Source organism: Paraburkholderia caffeinilytica (assembly GCF_046030355.1).
Taxonomy (GTDB): Bacteria; Pseudomonadota; Gammaproteobacteria; order Burkholderiales; family Burkholderiaceae; genus Paraburkholderia; species Paraburkholderia caffeinilytica_B.
On sequence record NZ_JAQQCQ010000015.1, the window covers coordinates 172,724 to 186,258 of the forward strand.

7 protein-coding genes and 1 tRNA gene are annotated in these 13,535 nt (G+C 57.8%); 6 read left to right on the forward strand and 2 right to left on the reverse strand.

Going from position 1 to position 13,535, the window contains the following annotated elements; all coding sequences use genetic code 11:
* Nucleotides 1–553: 553 nt before the first annotated feature.
* The 5 genes from PQQ95_RS22660 (at nucleotide 554) to PQQ95_RS22680 (ending at nucleotide 11,372) form a co-directional block, all read left to right on the forward strand.
* A complete protein-coding gene (locus PQQ95_RS22660; protein WP_408440864.1) occupies nucleotides 554–2,632 on the forward strand; it encodes a DISARM anti-phage system protein DrmE domain-containing protein in 2,079 nt (692 codons plus the stop codon).
* An 8-nt stretch (nucleotides 2,633–2,640) separates the two neighbouring features.
* A complete protein-coding gene (locus tag PQQ95_RS22665; RefSeq protein WP_408440865.1) occupies nucleotides 2,641–6,183 on the forward strand; it encodes a helicase C-terminal domain-containing protein in 3,543 nt (1,180 codons plus the stop codon).
* 8 nt (nucleotides 6,184–6,191) lie between these two features.
* Complete coding sequence (locus PQQ95_RS22670) at nucleotides 6,192–8,255, forward strand: DUF8724 domain-containing protein (protein ID WP_408440868.1); 2,064 nt, start codon at nucleotides 6,192–6,194, stop codon at nucleotides 8,253–8,255.
* A 1,015-nt stretch (nucleotides 8,256–9,270) separates the two neighbouring features.
* Nucleotides 9,271–9,347: transfer RNA gene (locus PQQ95_RS22675), tRNA-Asp, on the forward strand.
* Nucleotides 9,348–9,434: 87 nt separating this feature from the next.
* The gene (locus PQQ95_RS22680; protein ID WP_408440870.1) at nucleotides 9,435–11,372 is read left to right on the forward strand and encodes a SurA N-terminal domain-containing protein; all 1,938 of its coding nucleotides are present in this window, start codon (nucleotides 9,435–9,437) and stop codon (nucleotides 11,370–11,372) included.
* Nucleotides 11,373–11,524: 152 nt separating this feature from the next.
* On the opposite strand, the gene PQQ95_RS22685 is transcribed toward PQQ95_RS22680, so the two are convergent.
* Nucleotides 11,525–11,866, reverse strand: a complete 342-nt coding sequence (locus tag PQQ95_RS22685; protein ID WP_408440873.1) for a hypothetical protein — start codon at nucleotides 11,864–11,866, stop codon at nucleotides 11,525–11,527.
* A gap of 117 nt (nucleotides 11,867–11,983) precedes the next feature.
* Nucleotides 11,984–12,691 (reverse strand): arylesterase, encoded by a 708-nt coding sequence (locus PQQ95_RS22690; RefSeq protein ID WP_408440876.1) that lies wholly within the window; start codon nucleotides 12,689–12,691, stop codon nucleotides 11,984–11,986.
* Between PQQ95_RS22690 and PQQ95_RS22695 the strand changes: the two genes are divergently transcribed.
* On the forward strand, nucleotides 12,690–13,376 hold the full coding sequence (locus PQQ95_RS22695) for an ABC transporter ATP-binding protein (protein WP_408440879.1): 687 nt from the start codon (nucleotides 12,690–12,692) through the stop codon (nucleotides 13,374–13,376). The genes PQQ95_RS22690 and PQQ95_RS22695 overlap by 2 nt on opposite strands.
* Nucleotides 13,377–13,535: the final 159 nt, after the last annotated feature.

Genomic DNA, 13,535 nt, shown 5'->3' on the forward strand with positions numbered 1-13,535 from the left:
GGAATCTCGTTCATGGGCGGCCACAGGACGCTGTGTGCGATACGGCGCGTCGATTGCAGTCGGAATGCCCGTGGTAACGCGGGAGATGGTGACGCGACTAAGTGTTTATCTCCATCGACTACGTGTGGATGCGGACCAGGGTTTTGTCCGTTCGCCCTGGATGAATCCGTTGACGATAGCCGACCGAACTGACCTGGTCGTATTTGGGCGTCCTTCAATCCTGCTACGGAGCTTCGCAACGTCAAGTGCATTGCGCCCGGTTCTTCTCTCGAGGTGTAATAGCCGGGAGGAACAGCGGCGGCATCGCACTTTGCTCGCAAGCGGGCATGGTGATCTTCTGGAGGTCGTGGAGCGGCTTGGAAATATTTCATCGCCGTTTGCCCTCGTAGTGGATAAGACAGCGGCTGGTTGCGGTGACAACGCGGAGCCGTTAGTCCGAGATCTGATTGCCCGGTTCCCGGGCGTTCCAATTGTCGCGATCGGGCACACTGGCGATTCGATGAGCCTACGGTTGCCGATGCATCAGTGGAACATGCGATCGGGAGACTGTCGTTTGCAAGCCGATTCCGTTTGGCATCCCGTCACCGTTCTGTCCGCACGGGATACGGTGATGGATGCATTCGTGAAACGTCTTAGCTTTCTGATCTACTCGTTTTGCCAACTGAGGCACGACTCGGGCGCTACAACTGAACAGATGGCAGCTCTACGTGCCATTGAACGCGGCTTTCGTAGTCTAAACGTCCCTTATTGCGTAGCGGAAAGGGCTGCGCTCTCCGCGTCTCGCGGTGGTCGATTTGCGATTCGCACGATAGAACGTTGGCTTGAGATTGCTAGCGGGATAAAGCCGTGGCGAGGTGACGTCGAGAAATTGCTTCAGCAGATTATTGAGACGGTGCGTGAGGGGGCCACTCGTCTTGAAAACGCTATGCCTGGGCGGATTCAGATGATCCTAGAACTAGCCAGAGATGCGGTCAAGGCGGGCCAGACCGTTGGGGTTCTCACTGGAAATGAAAGGGAATCGGGCGTTCTGGGGCGCTGGATCGAAGGTGAGCTTGATCCGGAGTCCATTGGCACCGTCACAGTAGGACATATGGACGGTGCCTCGCCCCGTCTGCCGTCAGATGTAGACGTTCTCCTTTATGTGGCCCCTCTCTTTCCGTCGAGGCTGCATTGGCTCGCCGTTCCTGCCGCCAGGCGATTTGTAGTTTGCCACCCTTTCGAAGGGAAACATGTCGAGCTGCGAGTGCGGTCGTGGCTGCAAAAGCACGCGCTTCCAAGTGCATCGGCGGGCGACAAAAGCCGGCTCTGGGCTCTCGAGTGGCCTCGCAGTGGCTACCTGACCGACGATCTTACTGAACAGGAAAACTGCGGGGACGCTTTGGTCGAATTGCAGGACCTACCGCTGGATGGAATTTACCCGACACCTCTACGGGTGGTCGAGTTTGAGGTGCCAAACCGCCATTCTGACTGGCTCAATGAGTTGCTGGACGAACACGCTTCAGATGGTGACGACCGGCAAGTCCGGGTGAATACAGAAGGAACGGGCGTGGTTGTTCATCTTGAGGGACATACCGAGCCTTTCCGGTGGGGAAATCGACGTCAGGTTTTGACTTTGGCTGCAGACGAGCTGATTCCTGTGCCAGCGATCGACCTGAAGCCAGGTGTTGAACTGGTGTTGCTGCTCTCAAGTGAGGGGCGCGTGGCGACACAGCGCGAAATGTTTGAGATGTTCGTCAGTGAGAGTCATGGCCTCGAACAGACCTTGCGTATTGCCGAGAAATGGCAGGAGTATGTTGATGCCGCTATCTTGAAAACGGGAAGCGTTGCAAATCTGACCAGATATCTTAAATCGCGTAGATTCGAGATTTCGGCGGGTGCTGTTCAGAACTGGGCCGCTGGGAAGGTCATTGGGCCTCAGGAATCAGCTGCAATTCGACTGGTCGCGGACGCCGCAGGCGACACTTCGTCTCCGAAGATGGCCTCGATGGTGGCCAGGGCGATTGAAGTGGTGCGCAGCGAGCATAGACGGATCGGCACTGATTTGCGCAACGCAATCGCGATCACGCGGTCTCGTGGCGTAGGGGCCGTGAAGATTGGCGCCCGAACGTTTCCCCGGGAGATGTTCGACGCGATGGTCGAAGTTGCGCGGGTCGCGCGGGTCGAAAAACCACCTGTTCTAGCCGACGGCAGTCGAACGTCCTTGATTAGTATAGCGACGGGCCTGATGAGCCGGCATCCTGAACGTATTGTATTCACTCCCGCCTGTGAACGATCGATGAGTGAATCGCCCTTTGAAAACCACGCTGCTTTTGAAGGCGTTCTGGACGTGATGGTTGGGCCACTTTTCGACATGTATCACAGCAGGACCGTGCGGCTGACCGACGTGGAAGACAGACTTGCTGGCATTCCGGCGGACTATGCCGGCGACACCTCCTCTGTAACGAAGGGAAAATACCGCGACTCGTATTTCAGGCAGTGGGAAGGCAAGCGAATAGATATCTCACGCCACATAAAGCTTGGGCGCTTGATGAACCCGCGCTACACAATGCGTATTCATTTTCACTGGGATGAGGACATCAAGAAAATCGTGGTGCATCACGCTGGACACCACCTCCCAACTGCGCGTGTCTAGGATACTGAATGTCACTTTCATACAAAGAAGAGATGTCGTTGACGCAGTGGGTGCTTGACGCGCTGCGGCTACGCTTGACTGGAAAGGATTCCGTTCGACTCCCGGAGGCAGGTGCGGAATCAGAAATGGATCCGGCTCAGATCTGTCTGATCGGATCGCTCGCAGCGGCGCCAGACCCGACTTTCCACGGCCCTCAACGCCCGCGTGCGATGGGAATGGTCCTGATGGTCGAGCCGGGACAACATTCGACCATCGAGTTATCGGTCCAGGGACGCTTCGATGTATCACATCGTTATGTTCCAACGCTCGAATTGATGGAGCGCTCATTGAACGTAGTTGATAGACGAGCGAAGGACACACAGAAGATTCCCGAGTACTTCAAGCGCTTCACTGTGGGCTTCGAGGATATCCGGCTTCGGCTTGATACGTCGAAGCTCAACGCATGGCAAGAGGTCGAGCTCAACGAAGTAATGCAGGATGCGGTGAACAAATGGTCCGAAGACGCGCGAATATTCAGGCAATGCGCAGTGAATGAACGAGGGTTCCTTGATACAAGCATGCCGTGGCACGATGGAGCCCTAAAGACCGATGAAGACCTCGCGCAACATGTTTCGAGGTGTCTTTTCCAGAGTCAAACAATCCTGCGACATGACGTACGTGTTCGCGCAAGACTGAGGTTGGCACCGCCCAGTTTCGTCGACACACCTTCGCGCTATCTTCTGGAGGTCTATCTCCAGAACTGTACGGAAGCGCTGGTGGGAACGGCGCACGGCTTAAGGCGTCCGTTCCTCATGGACACATACTTCGATATTAAATTGATCGAGGGCACGCAAATCCCGGTTCCGCACCGTCTGCAACCCGAGGACTACAGGTACGGTCCGGAGGACGGAGTGCCCGGCTATGGCGTCACATGTGCGGTCGAATCCCCGGAGCCGGGGCGATTCTGCACCAACTCGATGCCAACTTTTGCGCAGAGCCGGATCGATGCACCCACGGCGAAAGAAGTGGCAATGCCGCATGCTCCCACGTTCTCTGCGTTGGCTACCGATCCTTTAAGCGTGCTTGAAGGATTTGTCGATGCACTGAAGCGATATGAGCTCACATGGGACGAGGTCGAAGGTGCTCTGAGCCGTGATTGCAAGAACGCCGAGTTGTTGGCAGTGCGGCAAGACAGAGGAGAATATGCGAGAGAGGTAGCGCGTATTGCAGACGGGCTGGAACTGCTGAAGCATGACGATGAGCTTCGTCAGTGCTTCGCCTGGATGAACGAGGCGATGGGCACTGCAATCGAACTTCAAAGAAAGAAGTTTGCGGGTTGGCATCTTTTCCAACTCGGTTTCCTGCTTACCCAAGTTCGTGCCGTGTATGAACGTTGCGCAACGCCAGAGTTTGGGCACGGTGCTGCTGATACTGTCGACGTACTCTGGTTTGCCACAGGCGGGGGCAAGACCGAGGCTTATCTCGGCATCATTGCGTTTGCAATGCTCTATTCGAGGATGAAAGGACGTATCTACGGTACAACGGCCTGGATGCGATTCCCTCTACGAATGCTTTCGGTCCAACAGTTCCAACGACTCTCATACGTCGTTGCACAGGCGGAGATCCTGAGGTGCCGTGTTGGGTTAACGGGGCACCCTTTCACGGTCGGCTACTTTACTGGGAACGGTACGCCGTCGAATATCAGCCGACCAGACGGTGCCGGCGCGGCCGTCTGGTTGCCTGACCTCACTCGTGAGCAGATGCGCGGCTATCAATTCATCGCGGACTGCCCTTACTGCGGTGAGATTGACTCGATCGATATGCAGCGTGACTACGCGCGGGCGCGGCTCCTGCATCACTGCCGAAATGATGGGTGCTGGACGAATACTGTCGCCGGGCGGGGACGTTACGGGGAGGGAATCCGGCGGGAGATAGGCATCTACGTCAGCGACGAAGAGTGTTACCGTTATCTGCCGACAGTGCTTGTGGGAACGGTGGACAAGCTGGCGGTTATCGCGCATAACGAGCGGTTCGCTGGCTTTTTTGGCGCCTATCGACATTTCTGCCCTGAACACGGGTTCGGGCGGGAGGCAAAATGCAGGCATCGTAGAATCAAGCAGGGGATTCGTAACGCGTACGAGTCGTTTGAGTGTGGGAATAATTCGCGTACCAGCGAAACCAGGACCGTTCAGCTGCCTGCCATGGTGGACCCGGGGTTCAGCTTTCTGATCCAGGACGAGTTGCATCTGTTGCGAGAGTCCCTGGGTAATTTTGACGCCCACTACGAAACGCTACTTCAGGCGCTCCAGAAGGCCCATGGCGGATTGCCTGCAAAGACGCTCGCTGCGACGGCGACGATCAAGGACTTCCAAAGTCACTTGCATAACCTGTATCTGAAGCGGGGCGTTCGCTTCCCCGCGCCCGGCGCGCGCCGTGGAGAGTCGTTCTATGCCCGTGTCGCCTTAGACGGCGATGGTCCACTTATCCGGCGTTGGTTCTCTGGAATTCTGCCACTCGGTTACGGTCGGGGTGAGTCCGAGCGAGCAACGGCTGAGGTCGCTACGCGCTTTCTCGATCTCGTGGACGAAATGCGTGCTGAGCTCGGCAGACCCGCTGAACCAGGGGAGCGGGTGTGCGGCTTCCCGTCATCCAAGGCGCCACAGCTCCTGGCCTATATCGAAAAGTATCTCAATACGGACCTCGTTTATGCCAATCAGAAGCGCCAAATCACCGGGATTGTCGAGCACCTGGACAGTAACCATCTGTTGCGCGGTCTGGAGCGAAATCACAAGGTGCTGGACGGACAAACGCCTTTGGAAGCCATTCTTGCGGCGATCCGCCTTATCGAAACGAAGGGCGCCGACGATCCAACGCGCCATCTGATTGCTACGAGCGTGGTGTCCCATGGGGTTGATATCGCTGAGCTCAACTTCATGGTTCTCGACGGATGGCCCCGTTCGACTGCCGACTACATACAATCTTCGGCCCGAAGCGGGCGCGTACATCCCGGAATAGTTATCTCAGTGCTCAATTCGTCAAAGCTTTTCGAGGCTGGTGTATTCCTGAACTTTGGCGACTACCATTTTTTCCTGGAAAAGCTTGTTGATTCGGTGCCAATCAACAGGTTTGCACCGCATATTCTGCAGCGAACGCTCCCGGGAGTGTTCGCTGCTGTGGTTCTTAACTGGGCTAGCCATCAGAAAGGCTGGGGCGAATCACTCGACCGAAGCGCAAGGAAGCTTTCTGAAGCCTTGGATGCTGAGGACGGCATTGCCAGAGACGCAATTCGCACCAAGTTGCTTGCAGCGCTGAGCGTCCCGGCTGCACTTTCCGTGTTTTTTGATGAGCGTGTTTTGAGTGAGTTTCGGGACAAACTTGAATCGGAAGTCGATCGTGCGCTGCATCGTTTTCAGAATTTGAGCGCGTCGCAGGCGGAAGCAGACATAGGGACCGCGCTGGTGTCTATTTTCCAGTTTGGCCCGATGCGGTCGTTTCGTGATATTGAGAATCAGATCAGAGTTCTGCCAGCCGGCCCGCGAGAGGCCGAGGTGCTCGCAGCACTTGGTAAATGAGGTGAAACGTGGCTGACTCGTTTGAAGAAGAACTCGTCCAGAATAGTCGCCTCTATTACGAGGCATTCCTTCCAGGCGCGGTGACGCGGCTTCGTAATCAGGCACTCGCCCGGGTGAGCGGCGTATCGAATAATTCAGATGCGCTCGAAGGCATAGACAAGAGCCAACTGCTTGATGTCGCCCGAAAATTCATGGCCGAATGGAAGGCTGCTGGCGGAGAATACGACTCCATGCTGGAGGATGCGGTGTCCAGAGGCGATCTTCAGATTCAGTCGCCGTCTGCTGTGTACATTACGCCTTTCCCTCTGGTGCTGGTGTGTGAATACTGCGGCGCCTTGGAAAACCACGACAAGCCGCGACGTCAGCACGACAATGCCCTTGAGGGGGTATATCGACGGCTGGCCGCGGGAAATCGGTTGGGTAGAAACACGATAGTTTGTCAAAGAGCCGGTTGTAAGGGACGCATGAGGCAGATCCCGTACGTGATGGTCCACCGTTGCGGCCATGTCGCGCCCGTTGCAACGCCCCGGAGCGCACGAGGTTTTACTGATCTCGGGTTCCGCGATGGGGGCGGTCAGTATCGCGCCAGTTCTTTCTTCGATCTTACAACCGGGCAAAACGTTGCGAACGCCGGTGCGGACTTATGTCCCGCTTGCGCGGACAAGATGAAAGGGCGCGGGTTAGCCGTGCTGCGAGGGACTTCTGTAACCGGCGGGGATTCCTTTTTCCCGCAAGTGATGCAATTTGTCGCCCTGTCTGACAAGGCGGGTGACGTAGTTTCAAAGGTGAACGCCGAACTGATGAGTTGTGGCGAAACACTAACTGGACCCACAAAGGATATCGTCGAGGGACTCGTATCGAGTTTGCTCCGGATGGTCGACAGCGCGGCGTGGCAGTCAGAGACCTCTCACCTCCTTGGTGGTGGTCCGGCCTCGCCGGATGTAGTCGCAGCAACTGCGTCGAAACGACAAAAGCTGACTGCTGAAATTGCAGATCTGCTCAAGCTGATCGAGCAAGGTTATGACCTCAGGGAGACTTTGGCTTTTTCGCAGGCGAACCTTTCCAAGCTTGATGCGCAACTGGGTAAGTCGGGGGACAAGTTCGCATCAGTTCGAGAGCTTGTCTCAAGCGACTCCTTGCTATTACAGCTGGCGCGGCAACGCCGCACTATGGAGGCCGTACTGCTTCGGCATGATGTTCGAAGACAAAGCGCGACTGCTGCCATTGAGGACTCGCGTGCAACGCTTTCTGATTGGCAGTTTGTGCGAGATTGTTTCGGCATAGAGGAGGTCGCGCACATCCCTGATCTGAAGGTCGTCGTTTCGGGGCTTGGATTTACTCGCGAGAAGCGTGAGCCCGAAAGAGATGAGGATGCGGCGCCCCTGAAATTGAATCCATTCGAGGACCAGGTAAACACAACTTCGCGAGGTAAGGCGATGCTGTACGCATTGTCGGCCCAGACGGAGGCGCTCTGGATAAGGCTTGATCCCATCAAGGTGCTCCACTGGTGTGTTCGAAGCGTTGGCTGGGAGGAGCCCCCCAAAGAAGTGTATGAGTCGTCGGCAAAGGCGCACGCCTACCTGCTGCGTAAGAGCCCGGCACTAAGCGGAGCGCAGTCAGATTCGGATGATGTTTCGAACACTTCGGAAGGTGCGCGGGCTGCACCGTTTAATCTCATGCATTCTATCTGTCACGCTTTGCTGCTAAGCGCAAGGCGGCATAGCGGATATGACGCTCAAAGTCTCACCGAGTACCTGTTTCCCATGGACCTGTCGTTCATGGTGTATGTAACCTCAGTGCAAAACTATACTGCGGGCGGACTGCTAATGCTTTTTCAACATTACCTGAAGAGGTGGTTCGAGGACGCATCGATGTTCGGATTTAACTGTGCTTTTGATCCGATTTGCAGTGACGTGGGAGGCGCGTGCGCAGGTTGCATCTATACATCGCGCGGTTGTGAGACGTTCAATGCCGGTGTATCACGGGCCTATCTCCATGGTGGACAAGCCGATCAGCAACATCACTTATGGGTTGACGGCGGCTACTGGGACGGAGTGGCTCTGAAGGCGTAAATGGCAACACACGCATTAACAGGGTCGATTCTATCCATTGACCGAGGCTGTCGCACACACTCAGCCTAGCGCCCGGCTAACGGCCGCTCCAAATCGTTGAACGGCCGTCTAAGTGATGAATGCTGAACGACCGCAAAGGCCGACCACCCGCCGGCCGACTCAGTTAGGCGAGTGGCGGGTGCACCTTCAAAGTCGTCGTTGCGGTCAGGGAAGCTCGAACGGTGGTTCAGGGTTGATGGTGATGAAAAAGGGCGTCGCCTGACGGTATCGATGACGGCGTCAACCTCCCAAGTCGTCTTGAGACGCGTGGCTTTCATGATCGTTTAAGGCGGGCGGCGTTCATCTTCCAACGCGGTCCACCTAAGGCCGTCGACTGGCGGGAAAGAGCCGCCATCGCTGACGGTATCGGCGGGCGCAAGTGGTTCCGAGCGAGGCTCAGCGTTGGTTTGCGGCAGGTGATTGTCAATCGAGTGGGTATCGTTGGTCAGGATATCTCTGAACTCGATGGTCGGCGGCGTATGGAGGCCAATACGCGCTATTGGCTCATCACGACCGACCTGTTGCGGCGATTGGGCTACCACGGGTAGCCAGCTGACTGATTGTCTCGGGTGACTTTGGACGCAAGTCACGTGGCCCGGTCTCAATGCACCACTTCCCAAGGCTGGCAGTCGGACATCGGCAAAAGCCGGCACTCAATATGAGTAGAGACTAGAGGGCATGTCGACATCTGTTGCAGAGGGCGCGGATCCGGACCTATCACTTCGATGGGGTGCGGGTAACATAAGAGGTGCGATGCCGTCGAGTTAGCCGGCGCAGCCAAATTTCCGTTGCCAAGCCGCGACATTTGCGGCAGAATTTCGGATCGTTGTATTTTTCGTTGTATCCGCTGGATCGAATTGCATAGGCGCCTTACCCCATAAGGCTTTGCTGGGAGTTTTCGAACCCCTCAGCACCCACCAGTTTCAGATTCGGCTTAAGTGGTTCTGTTTAGCATCAGCCGTTAAGCGCAGTATAAGGAGTGGTAGTTCAGTCGGTTAGAATACCGGCCTGTCACGCCGGGGGTCGCGGGTTCGAGTCCCGTCCACTCCGCCAGTATCCACGAAAGGCGAACTCCGGTTCGCCTTTTTTATTGCCCGCTGTTGTAAGATCGGGCGTTCTGTTTTTGGCACTCCTTTACGCATGCTCGATTTTTTCCGCAATCACAAACGCCTGATGATGTTCATGCTCATCCTCGTCATTGTGCCGGGGTTGGGTTTTGTGGGTATCCAGGGCTTCCGCGGCTTCTTTGACGAAAGTGCAAACGTCGCCAGCGTCAACGGTCACAAGATTACTCGCGCAGAGTATGACGACGCGATGCGTCAGCAACTCGACCGTGCCCGGCAAATGCTCGGCGCCCAGTTCGACATGAAGTCGTTCGATACGCCTGCGCGCCGTAGCGAAATGCTCGACGGTTTGATCGAGCAGCGTGTGCTGGCCGACGAAACACAACGCCTGCATCTGACCGCATCTGACGACGCAGTGCGCCGTGTGCTGCTGAACGATCCGGTGATTTCGTCGCTGAAGAATCCTGACGGCTCGATCGACGTCGACCGCTATAAGCAGTTGCTCGCCATGCAGGGCATGACGCCCGATCAGTATGACGAACGTGTGCGTTATAGCCTCGCCACGCAGCAGTTGCCCGCAAGCATTCAAGGCAGCGCCTTCACGTCGAAGACCCTCGCACAGCATCTCACCGAGCTCGCCGAACAGCAGCGCGAAGTGCAGGGTATCGCGTTCCATCCGCGCGACTATGCTGCGAAAGTGCAGCCGACTGACGCGCAGCTTCAGGCGTACTACGATGCGCATCGCAACGACTTCGCCACACCGGCCACGGCAACGATCCAGTACCTTGTGCTGTCGCCGGCAACCTTGTCTGCTACCGTGCAGCCGAGCGATGCTGATCTGAAAAAGTACTACGACGACAACATCGCGCATTACCGCACGGACGGCCAGGTGCGCGCGAGCCACATCCTGATCGCCGCGCCGAAAGACGCAAGCGCGGCTGACAAGGCGAAGGCCAAGCAGAAAGCCGACGAGGTGCTCGCACAGGTCAAGGCGCATCCGGATCAGTTCGCGCAGATTGCGCAACAGAATTCGCAGGATCCGGGTTCGGCGTCGAAGGGCGGTGATCTGGGTTACTTCGGTCGCGGCATGATCGCCGGCGGCCAGGCGTTCGACGACGCCGTGTTCGGTCTCAAGAAAGACGAAGTGAGCGGTATCGTGCAGACCGACTTCGGCTATCACATTGTCAAGGTCACGGACGTGAAGCCGGCTGTCACCAAGCCGTTCGACGAAGTGAAAGACCAGATCGCAAAAGACCTGAAAACGCAGTTGGCGAGCAAGGCATTTAGCGACGACTCGGAAGGCTTCACATCGATCGTCTACGAGAAGGCGAAGAGCCTGCAACCTGCCGCCGACAAGTACAAGCTGCAACTGCAAACGGCCACGGTAACGCCGCAGCCGGATCCGAAGTTGCCGCCTGACAGCCCGCTGAACAACGCGAAGTTCCTGGCTGCCGTGTTCGCAAATGATGCGGTTACCGCGCGCAACAACACGCAAGCCATCGACGTCGGCGGTAACACGTTGATCGCGGCGCGCGTGACCGACTACAAGGCTGCAGCCGTGCCGGCGCTCGACGCCGTCAAGGACGCAGTGCGTCAGAAAGTGATCGCGGTTCAGTCGAATGACGCGGCTCACAAGGACGGCGCCGCGAAGCTGGCGGATTTCGACAAGTCGAAAGCGACGGCAGGTTTCTCGTCGCCGTTGAAGGTTTCGCGTAACGACGCGCAAGGTGTGCCGCCGGCGGCATTGAGTGCAATCTACAAGGCAGACGCGCAAAAATTACCTGCGTACGTTGGTGTGGACCTTGGCGATGACGGCTATGCGATCTATCGCGTGAACGCGATCGTGGCAGGCGCCCCGATCGATCCGCAGCGTCTGGCTGCTGCCCAGCAGCAGATCGCGCAAGTCGATGCGCAATCCGAGGCCGAAGCTTACGTCGAAGCATTGCGTGCCCGCTCGAAGGTGAAGTTCTACGGCTCGCTCGATAGCAGCAATGCGCAGGAGAGCGGCGAATAAGCGCCCGCGCGAGCGCGCAAGCAGGTCGCGTACGCAGAGTGCGCAGCCACAAAAAAGCCCCGCAAAATTGCGGGGCTTTTTCATTTGACGCGTGCAAGCGCGTCAAACGGTTTTGCTTGAGATCGCGGCGTGTTATGCCGTCAGTCAGCCGCCTAGAGGCAAGCGCTGATCGAACTGGTGGCATCGCTGCCCGCCGCGCCATTGGCGCGGAAGCCGACCCACGACCCCGGGCCGCTGTAGGAAGGCCGTACCACGGCGGCTGCGCCGTTAGGCGGCTGTTGGCCAGGCACATAGACATCCACGGCCTGATCGTTAGCCAGCGTGTCTTGCGACACGACTTGCTGCTGCGAGCTATCGGCCCACTTTTGCGCAATGCAGGTAGCAACAGCCTTCGGCGGCTGCTGGCTTTGGCCCACGGATTGAACGCCGGCAGGCGGTTGAGCGGCGCATGCAGAAATTGCCACGGTCAAAGCGATTAACGGTAAAGATTTCACGTTATCTCCTCAGAAGTCGCTCAGAAATCGAGCCGGGTTGCGCGGGATTACGAAAGTCAGGGTGATCTTGCCGATCCGCGCTCCCCAATTACCGGAAACAAGTTGTTAGCGAGCTTTTCAGTGCGGCGAACTTGTGCGAAGGAGTGGCTTGACAGCCGGCCACACGTTGTTGAGTAGCACTGGCTGTGCCTGCTGCGTGGGATGGATCTGATCGGCCTGAAACATTTCCGGCTTGTCGGCGATACCGGCCAGCAGGAAGGGCACCAGGGGCACGCGCAATTGCTTCGAGAGTTCGCCGTACAGGCCGTGGAACTTTTGCGTGTAGTCGGGGCCGTAATTGGGTGGTACATACATGCCGACCAGCACGACCTTCGCATGGCCTTGTTGAGCCTGCTCGATGATCGTGCGCAGGTTGTCTTCGGTCGTGGCGAGCGGCACGCCGCGCAACGCATCGTTGGCGCCGAGTTCGACGATCACGATACTCGGCTTGAGCCGCTGCAGGAGCGCCGGCAAGCGCGCCCGCCCGCCGCTCGTGGTGTCGCCGCTGATGCTTGCATTGGCGACGCTATAATCGATTCGCTCGTCGGTGAGGCGCTGGCGCATCAAGGCAACCCAGCCAGTGTCGCGGGGCAAGCCGTATTCGGCCGAGATGCTGTCGCCGAGCACGACGATCACCGGCCTGGCCTGTTCGGGCGTATTGGCCGCATGGGCCGGGAAGGGCAGCGAAAACAGGGTTGCGGCCAGCACGACGGCCGAGCCGAATGCCGTAGTCAGCGCCGGCGCGCGAGGAGCTACGGCGCGCACTTTCAACCTACGCTTCACCATGCTAAACAAAACTGATCCAGTCATTGAAGTGCGGGGTTTGTGCAAGAAGGTTAAGGATGCAACGGGCGAACTGACGATTCTCGAGGACATCGATCTTGCTATCGATGCCGGCAGCAGTGTGGCGATCGTCGGTGCATCCGGGTCGGGCAAGTCTACGCTGCTTGGCTTGCTCGCAGGATTGGACAGCGCGAGTTCGGGCTCGGTTCGGTTGCTCGGCCGCGAGCTAACCGAGCTGAACGAAGACGAGCGCGCCGCGTTGCGCAGCGGCTCGGTCGGCTTCGTGTTCCAGTCGTTTCAACTGATGCCGCATTTGACGGCGCTCGAAAACGTCACGCTTCCGCTCGAACTGCAAGGCGGCATCGGCACGCGGGAGGCCGGAGCGCGTGCGCGCGGATTGCTGGAGCAGGTGGGACTCGGCAAGCGCACCGGACACTATCCTAAGCTGCTGTCGGGTGGCGAACAGCAGCGGGTCGCGCTCGCGCGCGCCTTTGTCACCCACCCGGCGATCCTGTTCGCTGACGAGCCGACCGGCAGTCTCGATGCAGCCACCGGTCACGCCGTGATCGATTTGATGTTCGAGATGAACCGCGCGAACGGCGCCACGTTGATCCTCGTCACGCACGATATCGAACTGGCGCGCCGCTGCGATACGACGGTGACCATCGAGGCGGGACGTCTGGCCTGAGAAGCGTGCCAGCCACACGTATCCAGGTGGTCGTACAAAGCAAAGCGGGCCACAAGGGCCCGCTTTGCTTTTCCTGGCATGCGACTCGATAACGCAACGCCGCTAACCACACGCGCGTGAACATTCAGCGCATGCGGCGCGAGCCAGCGCGCCGTTCAC